Source organism: Rahnella inusitata (assembly GCF_003263515.1).
Taxonomy (GTDB): domain Bacteria; phylum Pseudomonadota; class Gammaproteobacteria; order Enterobacterales; family Enterobacteriaceae; genus Rahnella; species Rahnella inusitata.
The window spans coordinates 1-23,671 of record NZ_JYDE01000010.1 but is presented as its reverse complement, the minus strand read 5'-3'; the positions used below and the strand labels follow the sequence as shown (position 1 = coordinate 23,671).

The window sequence follows — 23,671 nt, the reverse complement described above, 5'->3', positions numbered from 1 at the left end:
GAATTATGGCAATGCAATCTCAGGACATACTTCGTAAGTCCGCAACTAACGGGTTCACGCCAGCGCCGCGTGCCCGCGATCATCAGCAGGAAGTGGCGAAGCTTATCGACGTCACCACCTGCATCGGCTGTAAAGGCTGTCAGGTCGCCTGTTCCGAATGGAATGACCTGCGCGACGAGGTCGGCATCAATACCGGCGTGTACGACAACCCGATGGATCTCACTGCGAAATCCTGGACCGTGATGCGTTTCTCTGAAGTTGAGGAGAACGGCAAGCTGGAGTGGCTGATCCGCAAAGACGGCTGTATGCACTGCGCCGATCCTGGCTGTCTGAAAGCCTGCCCGGCGGAAGGCGCGATCCTGCAATACGCTAACGGCATCGTCGATTTTCAGTCTGAACACTGCATCGGCTGCGGTTACTGCATCGCCGGTTGCCCGTTCAACGTTCCGCGTATCAACAAACAGGATAACCGTGCCTACAAATGCACGCTGTGCGTCGACCGCGTCAGCGTAGGTCAGGAACCGGCCTGCGTGAAAACCTGTCCGACCGGTGCGATTCATTTTGGCACCAAAGAGGAGATGAAATTCCTCGCCGCAGAGCGCGTCAGCGAGTTGCAAGGGCGCGGTTTTGAACACGCAGGCTTGTACGATCCGCCGGGCGTCGGTGGCACGCACGTCATGTACGTACTGCATCACGCCGATAAACCGGAGCTGTATCACGGCCTGCCGAAAGACCCGGCGATCAGTGCGGCAGTAACATTATGGAAAGGTGTCTGGAAACCTCTCGCAGCCGTCGGATTTGCGGTGACCTTTGCGGCTGCCGCCTTCCACTTCCTCGGCGTAGGACCGAACTATGTGAAAGAGGAAGAAGAGCACGATGACGAGGAGAAGAAACCATGAAAAAAGAGAAAATGATCCAACGCTACAGCCTGATGGAACGCCTCAATCACTGGATCGTGGCTTTCTGTTTTGTATCCCTGGCGCTCAGCGGTCTGGGGTTCTTTTTTCCGTCGTTTAACTGGCTGATGAACATTTACGGCACGCCGCAGCTGGCGCGCATTCTCCATCCGTTCTTCGGCGTGGTGATGTTCGTTTCGTTCCTCGGGATGTTCTTTCGCTACTGGAAGCACAACCTGCCGGAAAAAGACGATCTGGTCTGGGCGAAAAATATCGACAAAGTGCTGACCAACCATGAAGTCGGCGACACTGGCCGCTACAACTTTGGCCAGAAATGTGTGTTCTGGGCAGCGATCAGTTGCCTGGTTCTGCTGATGGCCAGCGGCGTCATTATCTGGCGGCCATGGTTTGCCGATTTCTTCCCTATCCCGTTGATCCGTCTCGCCCTGCTGGTGCACTCGCTGGCCGGTATCGGGCTGATTCTGGTCATCATCATGCACGTGTACGCCGCGACCTGGGCGAAAGGTTCTATCGATGCGATGACCGGCGGTAAAGTGCCGGCGTCCTGGGCGAAGTACCACCATCCACGCTGGTATCGCGAAGAACTGGCGAAACAGAAGCAAAAAGACGAAGACGAGAGGAAAGCCGGATGAGCATCCAGATTGTCCCTCAGGACGAACTGGCTGACGGCAAAAAAACGGCGGGGAACATCCCGCCGGTGCTGTTCGCCAACCTCAAAACACTGTATCAGCGCCGCGCCGATCGCCTGCGCAAACTGGCAGAAGACAGCCCGCTGGATGGATATCTGAATTTTGCGGCGTCGTTATGCGAAGCGCAGCAACGCGTGCTGGCGGAGTTTCCACTCAATATCGATCTCAGCGACGAATTGCAAAAAGCCGCTGGAAAACCGCCGCTCGATTGCCGTTTGTTTCCCCGTACGCCGCACTGGCTCCGGTTGCTGGACGCGCTGATCGCGGTACTCAAGCCACAGTCCTCCGGCCCGGTACACGCCGTGCTTGAACGCCTCGAACATGCGCCCGGCCTGCAACGCGAAATGATGGCCACGCACCTGCTGAATCAGGATTTCAAACAGGTTCCTGCCGATCAGGCGCCGTTTATCTGGGCCGCGCTGTCGCTGTACTGGGCGCAAATGGCGACGCAACTGCGTGGCGCAGGGCGCGCAGATTACGGCGAAAACCGTCAGTTCTGTCCGGTCTGCGGCAGCGTGCCGGTGTCCGGGATGATAGCGATGGGCACCCTCAGCGGCCTGCGCTATCTGCACTGCAATCTGTGCGAAAGTGAATGGCACGTCGTGCGCGCCAAATGCACCAACTGCGACGAAATGGGAAATCTGCACTATTGGTCGGTGACGGACGGAACGGTGGATGACCAGCAGGCAGCGGTGAAAGCCGAAGCCTGTGACGACTGCGGCGCTTATCTGAAAGTTATCTATCAGGAAAAAGATCCGCAGGCCGAGGCGGTCGCGGACGATCTCGCCACGCTGTTACTCGATGATCGTATGGAAGAAAAAGGGTTCACCGGCAGCGGCATCAATCCGTTTCTGTTTCCCGCGCAGTAATCTCTGAATCTGGCGGCCGCCGCATGATGGAAAGAAAGGCGTGCGGCTGCTAGGTTTAATAGAGATTCCGGTGAAACGTGGAGGGTTTGATGAAGTTGATCGGCAGCTATACCAGCCCGTATGTGCGAAAAATTTCCGTGATGTTGCTGGAAAAGGGCATCCCGTTCGATTTTATCAATGACGTACCACACGAGCCGGGCTGCAAAATCACCCAGTTCAATCCGCTCGGCAAAGTCCCCGCGCTGGTCACCGACGACGGCGAAGTGTTTTACGATTCCCCTATCATTGTTCAATTCATCGAGCTGATGAACGTCGCCCCGACGTTGTTGCCGTGGCAGCCGCTGGAAGCCCTGCGGGTAAAGCAAATCGAAGCGCTGGCCGATGGCGTCACTGACGCAGCCGTAGCGCTGGTGCTGGAAGGCCGACGCGATCCGGATAAACGTAACGAAGCCTGGGTTTTGCGCCAGCGGGAAAAGCTGCTGCGCGGGCTGGACGCGCTGGAAAAACTCGCCGGGAAACGTACGTTACTCAATTCTGAAAGCCTCAACGTGGCCGATATCGCCGTCGCCTGCTCGCTGGGTTACATCAACTTTCGCCGTATCGCGCCAGGCTGGTGTGTCGAGCGACCGGAGCTGATTAAACTGGTCGAACGCCTGTTCCAGCGCGAGAGTTTTGCGCGCACCACACCGCCCGCAGGCGGTAACGCCAGCTTTGCAGTGAAAAAGGTGTGAGGCCGCTCGAAGAGTTCTCTTTACATCCCACCGGATAAGCGTCTACGGCCTACGCTTTATGCAGCGCATTGCTAAAAACCTGCTGCATAAAGGAGTCCCATCATGGCTTATGATAAAAATCCTCATGCCGTCAAACCGGAAGAATACGGTTTCCCTCTCAAACTCAAAAAACAATACGAAAACTTCATCGGCGGGGAATGGGTAGCGCCGGTGAAAAACGAATATTACGACAACCTGACGCCGGTGACCGGCGAAGTGTTGTGCAAAGTGGCGAGTTCCAGCACCGACGATATCGAGCTGGCGCTGGATGCCGCGCATAAAGCCAAAGGGGAATGGGGCAAAATGCCGGTGCAGCAGCGGGCGAACTTACTGCTTAAAGTCGCCGATCGCATGGAACAAAACATCGAACTGCTGGCCAACGCCGAAACCTGGGATAACGGAAAACCCATCCGCGAAACCAGCGGTGCGGACGTTCCGCTGGCCATCGACCATTTCCGCTATTTCGCGTCCTGCATCCGCGCACAGGAAGGGGGGATCAGCGAAATAGACAGCGAAACGGTCGCCTATCATTTCCATGAACCATTGGGCGTCGTGGCGCAGATCATCCCGTGGAACTTCCCGCTGCTGATGGCATGCTGGAAAATGGCACCGGCGCTGGCTGCCGGTAACTGCATCGTGCTCAAACCGGCCAAACTGACGCCGCTTTCCGTATTGCTGCTGATGGAGCTGGTTCAGGATATCTTGCCGCCGGGCGTCATCAACGTGGTCAACGGCGCGGGCGGTGAAATCGGCGAATATCTGGCGACCTCCAAACGCATTGCCAAAGTCGCGTTCACCGGCTCGACCGAAGTCGGCCAGCAAATTGCCGGTTACGCCGCGCAGAATCTGATCCCGGCCACGCTGGAACTTGGCGGCAAATCGCCAAACATTTTCTTCGCTGACGTGATGGATAAAGAAGACGAATTCTTCGATAAAGCGCTGGAAGGCTTCGCGCTGTTCGCCTTTAATCAGGGTGAAGTCTGTACCTGTCCGAGCCGCGCGCTGGTGCAGGAATCCATTTACGAACGCTTTATGGAGCGAGCGATAAAACGCGTCGAAGCCATTAAAACCGGTAATCCGCTGGATATGGAAACGCAGATGGGCGCGCAGGTCTCTGCCGGACAGATGAAAACCATTCTGGATTACATCGAAATCGGTAAAAAAGAGGGCGCGGAAGTGCTGACCGGCGGCGCGAAGAAAAAACTGGAAGGATCGCTTAACGAAGGTTATTACCTGCAACCGACCATCCTGCTGGGTAAAAACAACATGCGCGTCTTCCAGGAAGAAATCTTCGGGCCGGTGCTGGCAGTGACGACATTTAAAGATATGGATGAAGCGCTGCAAATTGCCAACGATACTGCTTACGGGCTGGGCGCAGGCGTGTGGAGCCGCGACGGCAACGTGGCGTATCACATGGGGCGCAACATTCAGGCGGGACGCGTCTGGACCAACTGCTACCACGCCTATCCGGCGCACGCTGCCTTCGGTGGCTACAAACAGTCTGGTCTTGGTCGTGAAACCCACAAAATGATGTTGGATCACTACCAGCAAACGAAATGTTTACTCGTTTCGTATTCAAGCAAACCGATGGGGCTGTTCTGATGCTTTAACGGGCTATTTTGCCTGGTATGTTGAATCCGGGCTGTACATAGAATCCTCACGTGTTCTGTGTACAGCCCGGTTCTTCCGTGCAGTCCGTGTCCAAACTCCCTGCGCCAATAACGCCCCGGCATCGGCGTTGTTGGCGTTTTCAGTATCAGATCACGCCATTCGGCGACATCACCACCTGACGGCTGCGCAGGAAAAACACCACCAGCGCCAGCCACGAAAGGCCGCTTAACAGGTTGAACATATTGAACATCCCCGCACCGCCTTCAACGTAAGCCACTTTGGCCAGCTCAATACCCAGCGTGAAAATCATCATGCTGATGACACCCATCGCCGCAGAAACCGTGCCTTTGCTCATGTCGCTGGAGAACAGGGTCAGACGGTATAAACCGGCGTTCGCCACGCCTATCCCGAAGGCGTACAGGCTCAGACCGGCGGTCATCCACAGATAGGCGTGGGAGGACACCATTGTTGCCGCCGCCGCGATCAGCAGGCCAACCACCATCGGGCCTGCGCCCAGTTTAATCAGATATTCCACCGTGCGTTTACCGGTCAGACGCGCCAGCGTGACGTTACCGACGATCAACGCACCGAAAATCGGCACCTGCAACATGCCGTAATCGTAGGTCGAAAGCCCTTCGCCGCTGATTAAAATGACCGGCGACTGCGCGATCCACGTCAGCAGCGGCAGGCTGGCAAAACCAATCGCCAGCGCGCCGCACACGAACTGACGGTTCTTCAGCACATGTTTGTAATCACGCAGCAGGCTTGGCATGGAGAAAGGTTCACCCAGCCGTGACGCGGTTTCTGGCATCGATTTCCACAGCCCCCACAGCGCAATGGCGGCGAGCCCGGCGAAAATCACGAACATCAGCTGCCACGGCGCAACGTGGATCAGCGCAGCACCGGCCAGCGGGCCGAGCAGCGGGGCTATCAACGCCACGTTCGCCATCATTGCGGTGATTTTAATGCACACCGATTCCTCGAAGGATTCCTGTATCGCGGCATAACCCACCGCGCCGATAAAGCACAGGCTGATGCCTTGCAGAAAACGCATCACCATAAATTGTTCAATGTTCTGTACGAACAGAATCGCCAGACAGGTGATGATAAAAAAGATGACGCCGCTGAGCATGACCGGACGACGTCCGCGGCGGTCAGACAGTGGCCCGAGCAGCCATTGCAGGAACATTCCGCCGGCAAGATACGCGGTCATCGAGGTAGGCACCCACTCTTCACCGGCGTTGAAATTGGCCACGACGGCCAGCATGCCGGGTTGGATCATATCGTTACCGATATAGGTCGCGAACTCGAAAAGCACCAGACACAGAGGGAACAGAAGCGCCTGTCGCCCCAGAAGGGACGCAGTATTTGGAGAATTATGCATTTTTGTTATTTCACAAACTGAGGCTAATCGTTTGAAAATTAGCGAAATAGTAGAGACTGTCCGGGCGGGTTTCGCAAGCGAGGCAGTAATGGCGGCTATTTTGCCCATTTTTTGAGCGCGGTGCAATCCTCGGATCCACGTTCAGCACAATCTGAGAATGGCACTTTTGCCTTGTTAGCCGTCTGAAAGCTGGATAGGCTGCAAACAGCACATCAACGGGAAGGAATTTGCGGGTCATGAGCGAAAAAATAAGCTGGATAGATAATCTGCGCGCGCTCGCCTGCATGATGGTAGTGATGGTCCATGCCAGCACCTCGCTGGTGGTCAGTTTCGCGGCGGTACATACGGCGGAGTGGATGGTGGCAAACCTGCTCAATTCGGCGTCGCGGGTCTGTGTACCGCTGTTCTTCATGATTTCCGGCGCGCTGTTCTTTGGTGAAAAAAGTGCGCAAAAACGCCATTTCTTTCGCGTCACGTTTTGCCTGTTGTTCTACAGCGCCGTTTCGCTGCTCTACATCCTCACCATGACAAAAATCGGTTTTTGGCCGTCTCTGAGGCTGATCGTGGAAAAACCGGTGTTTTATCACCTTTGGTTTTTCTACGCCATCATCGTAATTTACCTGTTTTCGCCGCTGATTCACGTCAAAGCGGTCTCCGGGAAATATCTGCTGATTGCCGGGATCCTGCTCGGTGTGCTGGCAAACCCGCAGCTGCCGGCGCTGACCTGGCAGAAAATCCACCTTTTACCCCTGGATCTTTACATCGGTGGCGATACGTTTTATTACGTCCTGTACGCCCTGATGGGGCGTGCCATCAGCCAACTCGATACCCGAAAACGTGGCATTACGCTGACGGCCGCCGCCATCTTCGTTCTCAGTACACTGACGATTGCCGCAGGGACTTACCGGCAAATGCAGATCAATCAGAATTTTGCAGATACCTTTTACGTCTACAGCGGGCCACTGGTCTTTATCTCGGCGATGGCGTTGTTCGTGACGTTTAAAAATGCACTATCTGGCCACATTCTGCCGGGATTTGGTCTGATCTCTCGCCATTCTCTGGCGGTCTACGGATTTCACGCGCTGATCATCATTGCCCTGCGTAGCCGCCACCTCGATTTCCCGCAATTTCCACTGCTGAACGTCGCCTTCCTGTTTATCTGCGGTCTGGGGGGCGGTTTAGGATTGGCGATGCTGTTGGGGAAAGTGGACCGGCGAAAATGGGTTAGCTGAAGGGGATTACTCCCACCGTTCCTGCGCCCGTCTGAATTGTCTGCCCGATGAGAATCCGGCAGCCAGCGCCGCTTTTTCAATACCTGCGCCTTGCTGAATGCGCTGTTGCGCGATGGCGATACGCAGCTGCTCGTGGTAATCGCGCACGCTGATACCCAGATGCTGACGGAACAGGCGCGTCAGGTGGCGGCTGCTGATGTGGGCTTTGGCGGCAACATCTTCCACCTGCCACGGGGATTCCGGCTCAGCGGCCATCAGATTTTGTGCGCGGTGGACGGCGGGGTGCAGATGATTGCGGTGACGCAGCCACGGAGAGAGTTGCGGATCATCACCGCCTCTGCGGAAATAGACCACCATTTCGCGGGCGACATCCAGTGCGGCCTGTGGCCCTAAATGAGTGGCGATGAGATGCAACGCCAGATCAATACCGGCGCTGATGCCTGCACTGGTCAGCACGAAGCGGTCTTCAACAAATATCCGGTTATCTTTCACCTGCGCGGCGGGTACCTGCTGGCGTAAACGGTCGATCACGTCGTGATGCGTCGTACACTGATAACCGTCCAGCAGCCCGGCTTTCCCGGCCAGCAGGCTGCCAGAACAAATGCACACCAGCGTGACGTGGCCTTTTTCGATGGCATTTTTTTGCTGACGCATCCAGTCACAGGCAGTCTGCGCGACCGGTGAGGAAAAATTTTCCACCGATTCGGTCACGCCCGGCATGATCAAAATACTGCCTTGCGGCAGACTTTCTGGTAGCGGCTGCAAATGGGACACCGTCAGCCCGGTGGACATCAACACTTCCGGCTGCGGGCCGATGTAATGCAACTGAAATTGCCCGGCCAGCCGCAGCGCTTCCGCCGGACCGGTCAGATCTAACGACATCACACCCGGTAGCGTCACAAAGTAGACATTTCGCTGCATATCGTTTCATTTACCCGTTCGCACAAAAACGTATCTTCACACAGCCCGGTCGAGTTCCGCCAGTGCGCCGTCCACGTCGGTGATAGTGGCGAAGCGATCGGCGAGCACCAGCTCGGTATGACGTTTGATGGAATCGGTGGAGAACACTTCGCCGCTGGCGTGCGTCATCGGAAACGTCATCGTCGCTTCGGTCACGAACGTCACATTGTAGCCAATGTCCGATGCCACGCGGGTCGTGGTCTCGCAGCACTGTTCAGTGCGCATCCCGGCGATGATCAGATGTGTGATGCCTTCTTCGCGCAGCCATGCGTCCAGCCCGGACTCCAGCAACGCGTTATGCACGTTTTTGTGAACAGTTTTTTGCGGCGTATGGCTGAGGAATGTCATCGGTGTGACCAGCCCGGACGCCAGTGAGAACACGCCTTCCGCGTTAACGTGGAACACATCCACGACCGGCACATTGCGCGTCTGGCAACCGTCAATCAGGCGGGTTAGCGCCTCACTGAAAGCGGGTAAGTCATTCTGTTGCCAGAAATCTTTGTGCTCAAACGAGCGTTGAACGTCGATATTTAACAGGGCGCTTTTTGTCATTTCCGGACTCCATCTGGTGAGTGTGAAACCAGTGTGCGCCTGAAAAAGAGGCGGGAGAATGCCAAAAACGGACATGATGCTGACCGCAGCGGACGACCTGCGCCGTCCGCTGAAAGCGATCAGATTTTTTGGTTAGCGCGCCAGTGGTGATAATCGATGTGGTCGGCCTGAAAATCGGTGGCTTCGGCATTGCCGGTCAGGCGGTACGCCAGCTGGAAAGCAAAATCGAATGCCAGCCCTAATCCCTTTCCGCTCAGCAGATTGCCGTCTTCGACGAAGGACTGATTCACATAAACGCCGTCTTTGACGTCTTTGTATAAATCGCCGGAACAGACGTAGCGACGCCCTTTCAGCAGCCCGTTGCCGCCGAGCACACGCGCAGCGGCGGAACATAGCGGACAAATCAGTTTACCGGCCTCGTCGTGGCGACGGACAAATTCGACCACCTCTCTGCTGGCCGCCAGCGCCACGGAACCTTCGGGACCGCCGGGCATCACCACCGCGTCAAACACGCGATCGCCCTGCGCGCTCAGCAACGCATTAGCCTGCATCTGAATGCCGTGATAACTGCGGAGCATCTGACTTTTCTGACACGCCAGCGTGGTGACCTGAATCTCCAGTCGCTCAAGAATATCGAGCACAATCACCGCTTCGCCTTCTTCAAATCCGTCTGCCAGCAGCAGGGCGACCTGCTTTTTCGGGGTTTCCTTCGCCATAATCAATCTCCTCTGAATGATAAAATCAAAGGAGATAATAAAATGAAACGATGTTTTGATATTGTGAGTTGAGTGGCAGACCGCAAAATTGCAGGTTAGAAAACCAGCTGAACTTTTGAGGCTTTGGATTTATCCAGTGCGAATTCCATGGCCTCAAGCAGATCGCCCTGTGGGAATTCGGCGGAAAGCAACGGCATCGGGTCGACCGTTTTATTCGCCAGCCATTCCACCGCCGTATTGAATTCTTCGGTGAAGCGGAAGCTGCCGACCCAGTTAATTTCCCTGGCAATCAGCATCATCAGCGGGAATTCATTGACCACCGGCCCCATCCCGACCTGCACCAGCGTACCGCGCGCGCGGGTGACTTCCAGACAGCGGCGGATAGAAGAAGGGTGGCCGGAAGCATCGAAGGACACATCGAAAAAGCCTTTGTCTGCCTGATACGCGGAGAAATCGCCCTGTGCGGCATCCAGCGCTTTGCCCGCACCGACGGCCAGTGCCAGCGTGCGGCAACGTTCGCTCGGGTCGGTGACCACGATCTGTGCCGCGCCTTTGGCTTTTGCCGCCAGCACGATGAGGCAGCCAATCGGCCCGACACCGGACACAAACACCGTTTTACCCCTTATATCGCCGGCCTGATTCACGGCGTGAATAGCAACGGCCAGCGGTTCGGCGAATACCATCAGCCGGTCACTGACCTGATTGTCGTAAGGAATGCACTGCTCGCTGTCGACGATTTTGTACTGCGTGAAGGCGCCGTTGATGTGCGGGAAATACATCGCGCTGCCGAAAAATTTCATCGTCGTGCATTGGTTTTCGTCGCCGGACAGGCAGTATTTGCAGGTTTTGCACGGCTTGCTTGGGTTGAGCGCCACTTTCTGACCGGGCTGTAAACGCGGGTTGTCAGATTTCTCCACCACACCGACCACTTCATGGCCGAGCACCATGGCTTCGCGCACTTTGAAATCACCGACCGCACCATGTTCGTAGTAATGCAGATCGGAGCCGCAGATGCCGCCGCGGGTAATTTTCACCAAAGTGCCCTGGCCTGTGTAATCGATGGTCTGGTCGATCACCGAAACGTCTTTTTTCCCGGTCACGACGCAGGATTGCGTGGCAATAGTCATGGATTTCTCGCTCTTTAAAGGGGGCGTGTGTTGCCTGATTATCCCCAGTAAAGAGCGTTTGGACGGTGAAAAATGTGATCGCCATCACTTTGCGCCGTGTTACGAAAACCTGTTACCCATAACTTGAACGGACTCATCTTTTTCGCGCCGGAATACTCAGGATCAGATGGGTGATCACACCGCCGGCCAGCCCCCAGAATGCCGATCCGACACCCAGCAGTGTGACGCCGGAGGCGGTGATCAGAAACGTAATGATAGCCGCGTCGCGCTGCTGTTCGTTTTCCAGTGCGCGATACAGACTTCCGGCAATCGTACCGAGCAGCGCCAGACCGGCGATGGTGTGGATTAGCGCCTCAGGTAGCGCGGTAAAGATCATGCCAATCGATCCGCCAAACACACCGGCAATCAGATAAAACACGCCTGCCGCAACGGCGGCCATATAACGCTTTTTCGGATCGGGATGAATATCCTCGCCCATACAAATCGCGGCGGTAATGGCGGCGATACAGACGGTAAAACCGCCGAACGGTGCAAGAATCAGCGCAGTCAGTGCGGTCCATGTAATTAATGGCGAAACCGGCAGGTTGTAACCGTGCGCTTTCAGCGTGGCGATGCCGGGTGCGTTTTGCGACGCCATTGTGACGACGAAGAAAGGAATGCCGATACCGACAATTGAGGAAAGCGTGAAATGCGGCATCACGAATTCCGGCGTGGCAAAGGTCAGCGTCTGGCCGTGCAGCGCGATATCGCCCTGTAATCCGGCCACGATAAGCCCTGCGGCCAGCGCGAGCACCACGGCGTAACGGGGCATAGCGCGTTTCGCCAGCAGATAAACCAGACACATCGTTCCCGCCAGCGCGAAATTGCTTTGCAGTGACGTGAAGGCGTTCAGCCCGAACCGCAGCAGAATTCCGCCGAGCATCGCGGCTGAGAGCGCCTGCGGAATGTAATGCATCAGTCTGGCGAATAATCCGGTGACACCACACAGCAGAATCAGCCCGGTGGCAAACACGAAGACGCCAATCGCTTCGTTGATCGAGGTGCCGGGCAGGCTGGTCACCAGCAGCGCCGCGCCGGGTGTTGACCAGGCGGTGACCACCGGCGTGCGGTAATACAGCGACAATCCTATGCTGGTCACGCCCATGCCGAGGCCGAGCATACTCAGCCAGCCGCCAATCTGTCCCGCAGTGGCACCTGCCGCTTCTGCCGCCTGAAAGATAATCGCCGCCGAGCTGGTATATCCGACTAAGACGGCGACAAATCCGGCGATCACCGCCGAAAACGTGAGATCTCTGACGTTAAAACGTGACGACATGGCTGAAAAATCCTTCTGGCGAAAAGAACGGCAGTTGCAATAAACTGGATGGAGATTACTTATATTTAACAGAGAGAAAGCCCATGAGCCAATCTGATCACATTGTTATCCGCCCGTTAACACCCGCTGACCGTGAAGGCTGGGAAACGCTGTGGCGGGGTTATCTCGATTTTTATCTGTCGAAGCTCGATCCTTCGCAGTTTGATTTCACGTTCCGGCGTCTCTCGGACCCGGAGTACGCGGGCATGTTTGGCTTTGTGGCGGAGTATCAGGGGAAACTGGTCGGGCTGGTGAACTGTCTGAATCACGATCACGGCTGGCACCTGCAACAGGTCGTGTATTTGCAGGATTTATACGTCGATGACAGCGCACGCAAGCTGGGGATCGGACAGAAGCTGATTGAAGCGGTGTACGCTTACGCTGACGAGAACGACAAAGCCAACGTTTACTGGATGACGCAAACCACCAATCACACCGCACGCAAATTGTATGACCGGGTAGGGCAGCCGACCAACTTTATGAAATATATCCGTTAAACGGTGCGGTTAACTCGTTTTTAACGTTTTCACCATTGTCAGATTGGTGGGTGCATAGCCCAGGCTGGTATACAACGCCTGGGCAGCGCTGTTGTGATAAAACACATTCAGCCCGATGGATTTCAAACCCAGCTCGCGCACTTTCCCTTCCAGCTGTAAAAACGCGGCACGGGCATGGCCCTGACGGCGAAATTCGCTAAATACGGAAACTTCATAGATAAAAGCGCTGCGCTCGCCCTGACGTTCGCTGACGGCAAACCAGATATAACCGGCTGTCTGCCCGTCAGGATCGGTTTTAATTTCAAACAAATAATTGTCCGGCGTCGCGGTGCCTTGTGGCAGCAATCTCATTAGCTCGCTTTGCGAACGCGTCAGCGCATTTTCCTGCGGCCAGCGGCCCGAACGGACATTTTCGCTGGCGTAATCTGCGGCGAGTTGCTCTAAAAATTGCGGAAAATAGGTCTCGCGCATTGGGGATAAAACGGTCACAAATATCACTCCTTTGAAGGTTTTTTATACGGTGTCACATAGCATTCGCTGATGGTGGTCGAATGGCTTTCTGCCTGCGTGATGATATAGCCGTTGTCGGTCAGCGCCACCGAGCTGTAAGGCGTCTGATTGTCTTTATCCGCCACCACTTCCTGGAAAGACTGAATGATTTTAGCTTTCTCATCGGCGCGAGCCGGATCATCGAGCCCTTCGACCTGAATCATCGCCTGCTTAAACTGATTACTGAATGATGTTTTGCCAATGCGGCTTTCAATGATCGCTTTGATGTTTACCGTGATCTCATTGCCCAGCAAAAAAAGCGTATTACTTTGGTAAATCAGCACATTTTTGCGTTTTGATACCACAAAGCCGTTCTCGATCACCTTCATTTTATTGTTGTTGGCGTAGACAACGTCATCAAGGCAAATGGTCTTGTCGCCCACCTTAAACTGGCTAAAGCGGGTTTTGATTTCTTTCGGCGTTGATGCCGCCTGCGAGCACAGCGGCACAAGCAGCAACAGAGGTAAAAGCCATGACTTCATAGGAGTTTCCTGAACAGGTCTGAATCAGCCGACATAACAGCAGTATAGGGAGACGTGGGCAGGATGCGAACGTTTATCTTTTCGGGGTGGATTTTTACCGTTTTGGCTAAAGCATCTCCAGTCATTGCCGATAATTCAGACGACAACGGAATTCCTGCTCATCCACAGAGGACCTGTATCAGGGACAGATAACCCATTTTCTACAGTGAGTTTTTCACAGCACGTTGACTGTTCCGGGGAGTTTTATGAGTCAGATTCAGGCGTTCTCACCTGCGGCCACGGCTGCGCCAAAGAAACACAAAACACAGCAAAAGAAGGCGATGCGCACCCGCACGCTGATGCTGATTGTCGGGCTGCTGACGATCAGTCTGGGTTACATCATTACGGTCGGTTTGCTGAGCTGGCAGTCCGCCAATCAGCAGCGTGAAATCGCCCGCCGTTATCTCCAGCAGACTGCTAACACAGACGGCTATCTTGCCCGTCAAAAACTCGATACTGCACTCTATGCCGCCCGCGATCTGGGGCAGAGCATGCTGAGCCTGCGCGAAGCCGGACATGCCGACCGCAAACTGGCCGATACGTTGTTGCAAAACGCCCTCAAAAATCACCCGGATTTTCTTTCGATGTCACTGGCGTGGGAGCCGGATGCATTCGATGGCAAAGATGACGAGTTAGCCGCGCAGCCGGGGCAGGATCCGGACGGCCGCTATGTCCGCTACGTTGACCGTGACACCAGCGGAAACATCGTGCTGCACAATCTGACTGATTACGAAACGCCGGGCAGCGGCGATTATTACCTGTTGCCGCGTAAGCTGAAAAAGGAAGTGATCCTCGAGCCTTACAGCTATCCGTACAACGGCGTCAATACGCTGCTGACGTCGATTGCGGTGCCGATCATCGTCGAGGGTAAATTCCTCGGATCGGTCACGGCGGATTTCTCGCTGCAAACCTTGCAGAGCATGGTCAACGGCATTAAGCCGTATCAGGGCACCGGTTATGCGATGCTGTTTTCACAGTCCGGTAATTACATCTCTTCACCGAAAAAAGATCAGGTGACGCAAAAGCTGGAGAACGATGCGCCGTTGCTGAAAAGCATTCAGATCGGCACATTTTTTAGTAGTGAGCAGCAGGATCCCATACTGGGCGAAAAAGCCTTCGCCGAATTTGTGCCGATTCAGATTGGCAATACCGGCACGCCGTGGATGCTGGGTATTGTGGCGCCGGTCAACGCGGTGATGAAAGAGAGCACGCGGCAGCTCTATTCCGCGCTGGTCCTGATGGTGTTGAGCATCGTGGTGGTTTTCGCCGTACTGAGCATTATTTTCACCCGCAAAGTGCTGCGCCCGGTCGGCGGTGAACCGGCAGACGCCGCGAAAATCGCGCTGACGGTGGCCGACGGCGATTTAACGCATCCCATCGTGACGCAGAAAAATGACCGCACCAGCATCTTCTTCGCGCTGCAAACTATGCAGGCGCAGCTGCGGCACGTGGTGACTGACATTATTTCCACCAGCCACGCCGTCGGCAGCGGTGCGTCGCAGATTGCAGCGGGGAATATCGACCTGGCTTCGCGAACCGAGCAGCAGGCCGCCGCGCTGGAAGAAACTGCCGCCAGCATGGAACAGCTGACCGCGACGGTTAAACAAAACGCGGACAACGCGCACATTGCTACCGAACTGACCGAAAATGCCACCACGATTGCCGGAAAAGGGAACAGCATTATGTCCGACGTTGTCGGCATTATGGGCGAGATTGATGACAGTTCGCGCCGAATTTCTGATATCACGTCAGTCATCAATGGCATCGCGTTTCAGACCAATATTCTGGCGCTGAACGCGGCGGTGGAAGCTGCCCGTGCGGGCGAGCAGGGGCGCGGATTTGCGGTAGTCGCTTCGGAAGTACGAAGCCTGGCGCAGCGCAGCGCCGACGCGGTAAAAGAGATTTCCGCCCTGATTGCGGAATCGACCTCGCGCGTCGATCACGGTGTCGGACTGGTGAAAAATGCCGGTGAGACGATGAAAGAGATCATGAAAGCGATCACCGACGTGCGCGACATCATGAGTGAAATCGTTTCGGCGTCCGACGAGCAGTCACGTGGTATCAGCCAGGTCACGCAGGCGGTCCATGAGATGGACGGTGTCACCCAGCAAAACTCCGCGCTGGTGCAGCAGGCCTCTGCCGCCTCCGCGTCGCTGGAAGATCAGGCACGCCGCCTCAACGACATTGTGCAGGTGTTCCGGTTGAAATAGTGATTTACACAGCCTTCTCCCGCCGGGGAGAAGGCTTTTTCTGACGACACATCCCCTTTTCTGCGCTATGTTTTTTATCCTTTTGCTTTATTTCTTCAGGAGTTCGTCATGAGCCAGCCTTCGCTGATTTTATATTCCGATGCCAATTATTTCAGTCCTTACGTGATGTCAGCCTTTGTCGCGATGACCGAAAAAGGCATTCCGTTCGAACTGGAAACCGTCGATCTGGCCGAAGCGGAGAACCTGAAGGAAACGTATTCGGCGATTTCCGTCACCCGCCGCGTGCCGACCCTCACCAATGGCACTTTTGTGTTATCCGAATCTTCCGCGATTGACGAATATGTCGATGAACTGTTTCCCGCGCCGACGTTTCCAGCGATTTATCCGCTCGATCCGGAAAACCGCGCCAAGGCCCGTGAAGTTCAGGCGTGGCTGCGCAGCGATCTGATGCCCATCCGTGAAGAACGTTCGACCGAAGTGGTGTTTGCCGGTGCGAAACGTCCGGCGCTTTCCGCCAAAGGTCAGCAGGCGGCAGAAAAGCTCTTTGATGCAGCGGAACGTCTGCTTGGCGATAAAACGCATTTGTTTGGCGAATGGAGTATTGCGGATGTGGATCTGGCGCTGATGCTAAACCGTCTGCGCTTGAATGGCGATCCGATGCCGGAAAAACTCGCTGCATACGCCGAAGCGCAGTGGCAGAGACCTTCAGTGTCAGAGTGGCTGGCGTTATCAGCGAAGAAATAAAATGAAGCGCGCAGTAAGTCGAAAAACTGACTGCGCGAAAGCGGATTACAAGGATTTGGTCAGGAAAAAGCGCGTATGGGTGGAAGGCGCCTCTTGCGGCGCGCGGGAGTCCGCGATGTAATCTTCCAGCGCCATCTGCATGTTGTATCCCATGCGTTCATAGAACGGGCGCGCCTGAAAACTGAAGGTATCGACCAGCGCGTAACGGCAGCCACGCGCTTTGGCTTCTTCTTCCGCTTCGGTAATCAGCTGCGTGCCGACATCTTTCCCGCGCAGCGACTCATCAACCCACAGCATCTGAATGTACATCCAGTTTCCGACAGTTTCAGCCACAATCCCGGCCTGCTTCTTGCCATGTTCATCCTCTACAAACACCCCTAACTCACGGAATGTCGGCTTAGGTATAAAGTTGCTGTTGAAACGGCGCAGACCGCTTTTGATCTCTTCGAGGTCTTCGGGGGTGGGCGCATGGGTGAGACGGGTCTTCATGACAGGATTCCTTTTTTAGCGTTTTGATGTAGCGAGTCGGACTGCAAAAGCGATAAAAACAGTGCCGGTCAAACGATCCAGCGTTCTGACGACCGTCGGACGGCGCAACCAACGGGAAAGCGGACGTGTGGCACAAATCATTGTGACAGACCATAACGTGCCGATAACAGCATGCATGGCGGCCAGGCCAAAAATATAGGGGCCGACCGGATAACCGGTCGCGACAAACTGCGGCAGGAAGGAAACGTAAAACACGCCGACTTTCGGGTTTAGCACATTGCCAAATAACCCCCGCACGAAGGGCGAATTGCCGATGCGCAGGGCTTTTTTCCCACTTTCCGGTGCGGCCATATTCATTTCGCTGCGCGGTTTCAACAGCATTTGCAGGCCGAGCCAACACAGATACGCTGCCCCAATCCATTTCAGTACCGTAAAGGCGATTTCGGAGGCGGCAAGAACCGCACCGAGCCCGAGAGCCACCATCGCGCCCCACACCAGACAGCCGGTGCTGATGCCAAATGCCGACAAGAGCGCTTTTTTGCTGCCCTGACTGGCCGCGGTACGCAGAACCAGCGCGGTGTCGAGGCCGGGCGTGAGCGTCAAGATGCCAGCAGCCAGCGCGTAAGAAAGCAGAGATTCGGTGACGGTCATGACTTTTCCTGATGAGCGAAAAAACCAGAATAGTGAACCTGACAGGGAAGATGCAATGTGCAGATAAAGAAAATCTTAAAGTGGTGACGGGGGAACCAAAAAAAGCCTGTGGAAGATGAGCTTCCACAGGCTTTTCAGCAGTTTTTATCGGGGTGACGATTATTTGTAGATTTCAGCGTCTGCGTGCAGTTTGTTGTTACCGGTCACGGAGATGATGCGGTAAGAAGACGCACCGGCGTTTTTCGCCTGCTGTGACAGTTTCGCTTCCAGGCCACTCAGGGTGGTGGAGTTGGCGGCGGAGATAACACCGATTTTCTGCATGTCATTTGAAGGCTGATTAACCTGCTGAGCCGCGAAGCTACCGAAAGAAATCAGGGAGAGGGTGGCAGCTACAGCAAAAATTTTGACGTTTTTCATGATAAGTATTCCATTCAGGTTTGTATGAGTGAAAGGTGGTTGCCTTTCGATGGATGCATAATAGGCCTGATACGGGCAGATGAAAAACGGATTGATTTGAGTAAGTCATTCAAAATATTTGGCCTACTTTTTACGCAATTTTACGTCCCTGTGCAGGTACCTGACGAAACCCCGGTAATGTTGACGCAGCCTTAAATAACATCACTCTTTGCTGCTATTTTCTCCTTCCTGCTGATTTTTGGCGGGTTTGTGGATTCGGTGCTACGCTTGCAGGGTAGTATCAGAAACGGGTTGTGCGTGGGGCATGAAAATAAACCTGCCACCCAGACGGCAGTATCTAAAAGGTTCTGCTTTTGTTTGGCCGACTTGGCTGAACAATATTCACGGTAACGGAAATTTATTCGGAGGAGTCGAAAATGGGAATTTTATCCTGGATCATCTTTGGTCTTATTGCAGGTATTCTGGCTAAGTGGATCATGCCGGGCAAAGATGGCGGTGGTTTTATTCTGACTATAGTACTGGGTGTTGTCGGTGCTGTAGTGGGTGGTTACATCAGTACGTTCTTCGGCTTTGGCCGCGTAGACGGTTTCAACTTCGGCAGCTTCGTTGTCGCGGTGATCGGTGCGATTGTGGTTCTGTTTATCTACCGCAAAATCAGGAGCTAATGGTTTTCCATTACGCCTGAAGAAAAAGACAAAAGCCGCGCAGTGTCGCGGCTTTTTTGTTTCTTAAAAACGTCAATCCACCGGTGAAGTCGGTAGTCTCACAATATCCTGATTATCATTGCCCATCCAGTACACGCCTTCTTTTGCCCAGAACGGCCCTTCAATAAAGTCGAGCAGGTCGGAATACTCTTCGTAGAACTTTTTACCGTCGCGGTTGTACACACGCATATAACCGGAATAGTGGCCGCCATCGCCCGGCATGGCTATGCGCGGAATAAACTCGAACGTCCGGTATTCGCGCACCACATATTGCTTGTTGGGGCTCCAGGTTTCTGAAATCAGTTTTCCCTGCTTCCACCACAAATAACACCCGGCAATGACCGCCAGCAGTAATGCGAGCTTTATCCAGCGTTTGCGCTGACGCACCAGCGCTTCCTGACTTTTGATTTTCATACTGCGCGTGTCCTTTTCAGCATGTTTGAGAAAAACTGCCCCAAATGTGTCTGAAAAGTTAATGGTTGTCTTGTTAAACGTCGTTCGGCGCTAAATCGCCACCAGCCCCCGCACATTTTCTGCTTCCATGTCTTCCCCGCGTCCGCGTTTGACGATGCTCCCGCGTGACATCACCAGGTAGCTGTCGGCCAGATCGGCAGCGAAGTCGTAGAATTGCTCGACCAGCAGGATCGCCATATCGCCTTTGGCGGCCAGTTGTTTGATAACCGCGCCGATCTCTTTGATAACTGACGGCTGAATGCCTTCGGTGGGTTCGTCGAGGATCAGCAGGCTGGGTTTGCAGGCCAGCGCCCGGCCAATCGCCAGCTGTTGCTGCTGGCCGCCGGACAGATCACCGCCGCGGCGATGCTTCATTTCCAGCAGGATCGGGAACAAATGGTAGATTTCGTCCGGTACTTGTTTCGCATCGCTGCCTGAAAAGCGCGACAGCCCCATCAGCAGGTTTTCTTCTACGGTCAGGCGCGGAAAAATTTCGCGACCCTGCGGGACATAGGCGATGCCCGCCTGCACACGCTGATGCGGTTTGCGACTGTTGATCACCTGATCCTGCCAGCTGATAGTGCCGGATTTCGCCGGGATCAGCCCCATCAGGCATTTGAGCAGCGTGGTTTTGCCCACGCCGTTGCGCCCGAGCAGGCAGGTGACTTCGCCGATTTTCGCCTCAAACGAAAGTCCGCGCAGAATGTGGCTGCCGCCGTAAAACTGATTCAGTTCATTGACTTGCAACATAACTCTTTCCTCAGCGTCCTAAATAAACGTCGATAACCTGCTCGTTGGCCTGCACTTGTTTCAGCGAGCCTTCCGCCAGCACCTGCCCCTGATGCAGCACGGTGACGTGGTCGGCGATGCTTTCCACAAAGCCCATGTCGTGCTCGACCACCATCAGCGAATGTTTGCCCGCCAGCTGTTTAAATAGCTCGGCGGTGTATTCGGTTTCGGCGTCGGTCATGCCCGCAGCCGGTTCGTCGAGCAGCAGCAAATGCGGTTCCTGCACCAGCAGCATGCCGATCTCCAGAAACTGTTTCTGGCCGTGCGACAGCAAACCCGCCGGACGATGACGTTCCGTGGTCAGCCGCAGCGTGCCGAGCATTTCATCGATGCGGTCGCGCTGTTCGCTGTTCATTTTGGCGCGCAGGCACGCCCAAACTGATTTATTGGTTTTCTGCGCGATCTCCAGATTTTCGAATACGGTCAGCGCTTCGAAGACCGTCGGCTTCTGGAATTTGCGGCCAATGCCGGACTGCGCGATGCGCACCGGATCGAGGTTGGTCAGATCGGTGCGCTGATCGTAAAACACCCGGCCGCTTTGCGGTTTGGTTTTGCCGGTAATGACATCCATCAGCGTGGTTTTACCTGCGCCGTTCGGGCCGATTACGCAGCGCAGTTCGCCGACGCCGATGTTGAGCGACAGGTTAGTCAGCGCCTTAAAACCATCAAAACTGACGTTGATGTTTTCCAGCTGCAAAATCGGGTCGGTCTGTTCACGGTGCCTGTCCGCCAGATGCGGCTGGGTAAACAGATCTTCGGTCATGGTCATCGGGCTCATCAGGATTTCCTCTTACGCAACAGGCCGATCACGCCGTGCGGCAGGAACAGCGTCACCACAATGAACATGCCGCCGAGCACAAACTGCCAGTATTCGGGGATGGCGACGGTGAACCAGCTCTTCGCGCCGTTGACGATGCCAGCGCCGAGAATCGGGCCGATCAGCGTGCCGCGCCCGCCGAGCGCCACCCAGATGGCGGCTTCGATGGAGTTGGTTGGCGACATTTCGCTCGGGTTGATGATGCCGACCTGCGGCACGTAAAGCGCGCCCGCCAGCCCGCACAGCATGGCCGACACCGTCCAGACGAACAGCTTGAAACCTTTCGGATCGTAGCCACAGAAAATCAGCCGGTTTTCTGCGTCGCGTACGGCGGTCAGTACACGTCCATATTTACTGCGCGCCAGCGCAAAACCGAGGGCCAGACTGGCGACCAGCACGAAAACGGTCATCAAAAATAATCCGACGCGAGTGCCGGTGGCGGTGACCTGAAAACCGAGCAGGGTGGTGAAACCGGTGAAGCCGTTATTACCGCCAAAACCCGTTTCATTGCGGAAAAACAGCAGCGTTCCGGCGTAGGTCAGCGCCTGTGTCATGATAGAGAAATAGACGCCTTTGATTTTCGAGCGAAAGGCAAAGTAGCCGAACACAAACGCCAGCGCGCCGGGCACCAGCACGATCAGGCACAGCGCCCACGCGAAATGCTGAGTGCCTGCCCAGAACCACGGCAGCTCGGTCCATGAGAGAAAGGACATAAAATCCGGCAGGCCGCTGCCCGCCGCCTGACGCATCAGATACATGCCCATCGCGTAACCACCGAGAGCGAAAAACAGCCCGTGACCGAGTGACAGCAAACCGGCGTAGCCCCACACCAGATCGAGTGCGATCGCGACGATCGCATAGCACAGGATCTTACCGACCAGCGTCAGGGTGTACGTGGAGATCGAAAGCGGATTCTCCGCCGGCAGCAGCGCCAGAAATGGCATGACGCAAAGCGCGATTAACACCACCGCGCCCACGGAAATCGCAATCTTCGGCGCTTTTTGTACGCCGGTTATCGTTAAAGGTTGGCTCATCAGTCAGTCACCCGGCCTTTGAAGGCGAAGAGTCCCTGTGGACGTTTCTGGATAAACAGGATGATCAGCGCGAGGATCAGGATTTTCCCCAGTACTGCGCCGATTTCCGGTTCAAGAATTTTGTTCACAATGCCCAGACCAAAGGCCGCGACCACCGTCCCCGCCAGTTGCCCGACGCCGCCGAGCACCACGACAAGGAAGGAATCAATGATGTAACCCTGACCGAGTTCAGGGCCGACGTTGCCGAGCTGCGAGAGCGCCACGCCGCCTAAGCCCGCGATGCCGGAACCAAGACCGAACGCCAGCATATCGACGCGGCCGGTCGGCACGCCGCAGCAGGCCGCCATCGCGCGGTTTTGTGTCACGGCGCGCACGTTCATGCCAAGGCGCGTTTTATTGAGCAACAGCCAGGTCAGCGCGAGCACCAGCAGGACGAAAATGATCACCGCGATGCGGTTGTACGGCAGCACCAGATTCGGCAGCAACTGAATGCCGCCGGAGAGCCAGCCGGGGTTAGCGACCTCAAGGTTTTGCGCGCCAAATAGTACGCGCACGCCCTGGATAAGGATCAGGCTGATGCCCCAGGTCGCCAGCAGCGTTTCCAGCGGGCGGCCATACAAATGGCGGATCACCGTGCGCTCCAGCGCCATGCCGATGCCCGCAGTGATGAAAAACGCCACCGGCAGCGCAACCAGCGGATAAATCGCCAGCAACCCCGGCGCGTAGTGCTGAAACAGCGACTGCACCATGTAGGTCGAATACGAGCCGAGCATCAACATCTCGCCGTGCGCCATGTTAATCACGCCCAGCAGGCCGTAGGTGATCGCCAGCCCCAGCGCGGCGAGCAGCAGAATCGAGCCCAGTGATAAACCGGTAAACGCCTGCCCGAGCAGATCGCCTGTCAGCAGGCGGTGTTGCACCGCTTTCAGGCTGACAGCAGCGGCGGCACGCACGGTGGCGTCGGCTTCGGTTTTCGGATCGGTCAGGTTTTGCAGGCGGCCTTGTGTATCCGGATCGCCGGAGGTGCCGAGCAGCTCGACGGCGTGCAGGCGCACCTGCGGATCCGCGTCCGCCAGCTGTAAATTCGCCAGCGCGATGGCCAGTGCGTCATGCACCGTGCTGTCTTTTTCCAGCTCAAAACGACGGGTCAGCAACGGCAGCTGATCGGCCTGCGCATCGCGCTGTAAGGATTTTGCCGCCTGCAAACGCACGGCGCTGTCGGTACTGACTAAACGGTGGGCGGAAAGGGCGTTGGCAATCAGAATGCGCAGCCGGTTGTTCAGCCACACTTTTTTGGTGTCGCCCTGCGGTTTGGCGTCCCCTTCCAGCGGCGTGAGCTGGTCGCCGTTTTGTATGAATGCGTGCCTGGATTGGTCGATGACGACGTTTTCCTGCTTCAGCGCCTCGAGCAGCGGCAGTCTTTCCGGCTGTGGATCCGCCGCCCATTGTTGTAACAACGTGGCTTGCTGGCTGCGGCTGGCGGCAGCAAAGTCATTCGCCGCCCCGGCCTGCGCCAGTAACGGAAGGCAAAAGAGCAGGAAAAGCAGTGGCCTGAAGAGGATTCTCATAATGTTCTCGCCGCATAAAGTTGATTGTGGTTTGCTCCTCCCCCTGC

Annotated in this window: 26 protein-coding genes; 10 read left to right on the top strand and 16 right to left on the bottom strand. The window is 55.6% G+C overall.

From position 1 onward, the window contains the following. Positions 1-5 precede the first annotated feature (5 nt). From fdxH to exaC, 5 genes are all read left to right on the top strand, one after another. Positions 6-899, top strand: coding sequence for a formate dehydrogenase subunit beta (fdxH, locus tag TU92_RS06050; protein ID WP_112165286.1), 894 nt, complete (start codon positions 6-8; stop codon positions 897-899). Then, positions 896-1,549: a formate dehydrogenase cytochrome b556 subunit gene (gene fdoI, locus TU92_RS06045; RefSeq protein WP_112165284.1), complete on the top strand. Its 654-nt coding sequence runs from the start codon at positions 896-898 to the stop codon at positions 1,547-1,549. The genes fdxH and fdoI overlap by 4 nt, the downstream gene beginning before the upstream one ends. Beyond that, positions 1,546-2,475 (top strand): formate dehydrogenase accessory protein FdhE, encoded by a 930-nt coding sequence (fdhE, locus tag TU92_RS06040; RefSeq protein WP_112165282.1) that lies wholly within the window; start codon positions 1,546-1,548, stop codon positions 2,473-2,475. Before fdoI ends, fdhE begins: the two co-directional genes overlap by 4 nt. An 89-nt stretch (positions 2,476-2,564) precedes the next feature. After that, positions 2,565-3,206 carry a glutathione S-transferase gene (locus tag TU92_RS06035; RefSeq protein WP_112165280.1) on the top strand — a complete coding sequence of 214 codons (642 nt, stop codon included), beginning with the start codon at positions 2,565-2,567 and terminating at the stop codon, positions 3,204-3,206. Between the two features lie 102 nt (positions 3,207-3,308). Further along, positions 3,309-4,847, top strand: a complete 1,539-nt coding sequence (gene exaC / locus TU92_RS06030; RefSeq protein WP_112165278.1) for an acetaldehyde dehydrogenase ExaC — start codon at positions 3,309-3,311, stop codon at positions 4,845-4,847. Between the two features lie 154 nt (positions 4,848-5,001). Here exaC and TU92_RS06025 read toward each other — a convergent pair whose 3' ends face one another. Next, on the bottom strand, positions 5,002-6,240 hold the full coding sequence (locus tag TU92_RS06025) for an MFS transporter (protein WP_112165277.1): 1,239 nt from the start codon (positions 6,238-6,240) through the stop codon (positions 5,002-5,004). 236 nt (positions 6,241-6,476) lie between these two features. Here TU92_RS06025 and TU92_RS06020 point away from each other — a divergent pair, with 236 nt between their 5' ends. After that, entirely contained in the window at positions 6,477-7,472 is a 996-nt protein-coding gene (locus tag TU92_RS06020; protein ID WP_112165275.1) for an acyltransferase, read from the top strand. Positions 7,473-7,478: 6 nt separating this feature from the next. Here TU92_RS06020 and TU92_RS06015 read toward each other — a convergent pair whose 3' ends face one another. The 5 genes from TU92_RS06015 to TU92_RS05995 all read right to left on the bottom strand — a co-directional run bounded on the left by TU92_RS06015 (position 7,479) and on the right by TU92_RS05995 (position 12,142). Beyond that, entirely contained in the window at positions 7,479-8,393 is a 915-nt protein-coding gene (locus TU92_RS06015; RefSeq protein ID WP_112165273.1) for a GlxA family transcriptional regulator, read from the bottom strand. A gap of 36 nt (positions 8,394-8,429) precedes the next feature. Next, the gene (locus tag TU92_RS06010; protein WP_112165272.1) at positions 8,430-8,984 is read right to left on the bottom strand and encodes a cysteine hydrolase family protein; all 555 of its coding nucleotides are present in this window, start codon (positions 8,982-8,984) and stop codon (positions 8,430-8,432) included. Positions 8,985-9,103: 119 nt separating this feature from the next. Further along, the gene (locus TU92_RS06005; RefSeq protein WP_112165271.1) at positions 9,104-9,700 is read right to left on the bottom strand and encodes a DJ-1/PfpI family protein; all 597 of its coding nucleotides are present in this window, start codon (positions 9,698-9,700) and stop codon (positions 9,104-9,106) included. A gap of 95 nt (positions 9,701-9,795) precedes the next feature. After that, positions 9,796-10,827: an L-idonate 5-dehydrogenase gene (gene idnD, locus TU92_RS06000; protein ID WP_112165269.1), complete on the bottom strand. Its 1,032-nt coding sequence runs from the start codon at positions 10,825-10,827 to the stop codon at positions 9,796-9,798. Positions 10,828-10,960: 133 nt separating this feature from the next. Further along, entirely contained in the window at positions 10,961-12,142 is a 1,182-nt protein-coding gene (locus TU92_RS05995) for a benzoate/H(+) symporter BenE family transporter (RefSeq protein ID WP_112165267.1), read from the bottom strand. 83 nt (positions 12,143-12,225) lie between these two features. On the opposite strand from TU92_RS05995, the gene TU92_RS05990 reads away from it, so the two are divergent. After that, positions 12,226-12,678: a GNAT family N-acetyltransferase gene (locus TU92_RS05990; RefSeq protein WP_112165265.1), complete on the top strand. Its 453-nt coding sequence runs from the start codon at positions 12,226-12,228 to the stop codon at positions 12,676-12,678. Between the two features lie 9 nt (positions 12,679-12,687). Here TU92_RS05990 and TU92_RS05985 read toward each other — a convergent pair whose 3' ends face one another. After that, a complete protein-coding gene (locus tag TU92_RS05985; protein ID WP_112165263.1) occupies positions 12,688-13,167 on the bottom strand; it encodes a GNAT family N-acetyltransferase in 480 nt (159 codons plus the stop codon). Between the two features lie 5 nt (positions 13,168-13,172). Further along, entirely contained in the window at positions 13,173-13,709 is a 537-nt protein-coding gene (locus TU92_RS05980) for a hypothetical protein (RefSeq protein WP_112165261.1), read from the bottom strand. Positions 13,710-13,954: 245 nt separating this feature from the next. Between TU92_RS05980 and TU92_RS05975 the strand changes: the two genes are divergently transcribed. Both TU92_RS05975 and yfcF read left to right on the top strand, forming a co-directional pair. Further along, positions 13,955-15,958 (top strand): methyl-accepting chemotaxis protein, encoded by a 2,004-nt coding sequence (locus tag TU92_RS05975; protein WP_482822435.1) that lies wholly within the window; start codon positions 13,955-13,957, stop codon positions 15,956-15,958. A gap of 108 nt (positions 15,959-16,066) precedes the next feature. Further along, the gene (gene yfcF, locus TU92_RS05970; RefSeq protein WP_112165258.1) at positions 16,067-16,702 is read left to right on the top strand and encodes a glutathione transferase; all 636 of its coding nucleotides are present in this window, start codon (positions 16,067-16,069) and stop codon (positions 16,700-16,702) included. Between the two features lie 45 nt (positions 16,703-16,747). On the opposite strand, the gene TU92_RS05965 is transcribed toward yfcF, so the two are convergent. The 3 genes from TU92_RS05965 to bhsA all read right to left on the bottom strand — a co-directional run bounded on the left by TU92_RS05965 (position 16,748) and on the right by bhsA (position 18,259). Then, a complete protein-coding gene (locus tag TU92_RS05965) occupies positions 16,748-17,191 on the bottom strand; it encodes a GNAT family N-acetyltransferase (RefSeq protein WP_112165255.1) in 444 nt (147 codons plus the stop codon). Between the two features lie 15 nt (positions 17,192-17,206). Beyond that, positions 17,207-17,842, bottom strand: coding sequence for a LysE family translocator (locus tag TU92_RS05960; RefSeq protein ID WP_112165253.1), 636 nt, complete (start codon positions 17,840-17,842; stop codon positions 17,207-17,209). 159 nt (positions 17,843-18,001) lie between these two features. Further along, complete coding sequence (gene bhsA, locus TU92_RS05955) at positions 18,002-18,259, bottom strand: multiple stress resistance protein BhsA (protein ID WP_112165251.1); 258 nt, start codon at positions 18,257-18,259, stop codon at positions 18,002-18,004. A 416-nt stretch (positions 18,260-18,675) separates the two neighbouring features. Here bhsA and TU92_RS05950 point away from each other — a divergent pair, with 416 nt between their 5' ends. Beyond that, the gene (locus tag TU92_RS05950; RefSeq protein ID WP_112165249.1) at positions 18,676-18,924 is read left to right on the top strand and encodes a GlsB/YeaQ/YmgE family stress response membrane protein; all 249 of its coding nucleotides are present in this window, start codon (positions 18,676-18,678) and stop codon (positions 18,922-18,924) included. Positions 18,925-18,996: 72 nt separating this feature from the next. On the opposite strand, the gene TU92_RS05945 is transcribed toward TU92_RS05950, so the two are convergent. The 5 genes from TU92_RS05945 to urtB form a co-directional block, all read right to left on the bottom strand. After that, on the bottom strand, positions 18,997-19,377 hold the full coding sequence (locus tag TU92_RS05945; RefSeq protein ID WP_112165247.1) for a hypothetical protein: 381 nt from the start codon (positions 19,375-19,377) through the stop codon (positions 18,997-18,999). A 90-nt stretch (positions 19,378-19,467) separates the two neighbouring features. Further along, a complete protein-coding gene (gene urtE / locus TU92_RS05940) occupies positions 19,468-20,166 on the bottom strand; it encodes an urea ABC transporter ATP-binding subunit UrtE (RefSeq protein WP_112165244.1) in 699 nt (232 codons plus the stop codon). 10 nt (positions 20,167-20,176) lie between these two features. Continuing rightward, positions 20,177-20,968 carry an urea ABC transporter ATP-binding protein UrtD gene (urtD, locus tag TU92_RS05935; protein WP_112165450.1) on the bottom strand — a complete coding sequence of 264 codons (792 nt, stop codon included), beginning with the start codon at positions 20,966-20,968 and terminating at the stop codon, positions 20,177-20,179. 14 nt (positions 20,969-20,982) lie between these two features. Continuing rightward, on the bottom strand, positions 20,983-22,056 hold the full coding sequence (gene urtC, locus TU92_RS05930) for an urea ABC transporter permease subunit UrtC (RefSeq protein WP_112165242.1): 1,074 nt from the start codon (positions 22,054-22,056) through the stop codon (positions 20,983-20,985). Next, positions 22,056-23,624, bottom strand: a complete 1,569-nt coding sequence (gene urtB, locus TU92_RS05925; RefSeq protein WP_112165240.1) for an urea ABC transporter permease subunit UrtB — start codon at positions 23,622-23,624, stop codon at positions 22,056-22,058. The genes urtC and urtB overlap by 1 nt, the downstream gene beginning before the upstream one ends. Between the last annotated feature and the right edge of the window lie 47 nt (positions 23,625-23,671).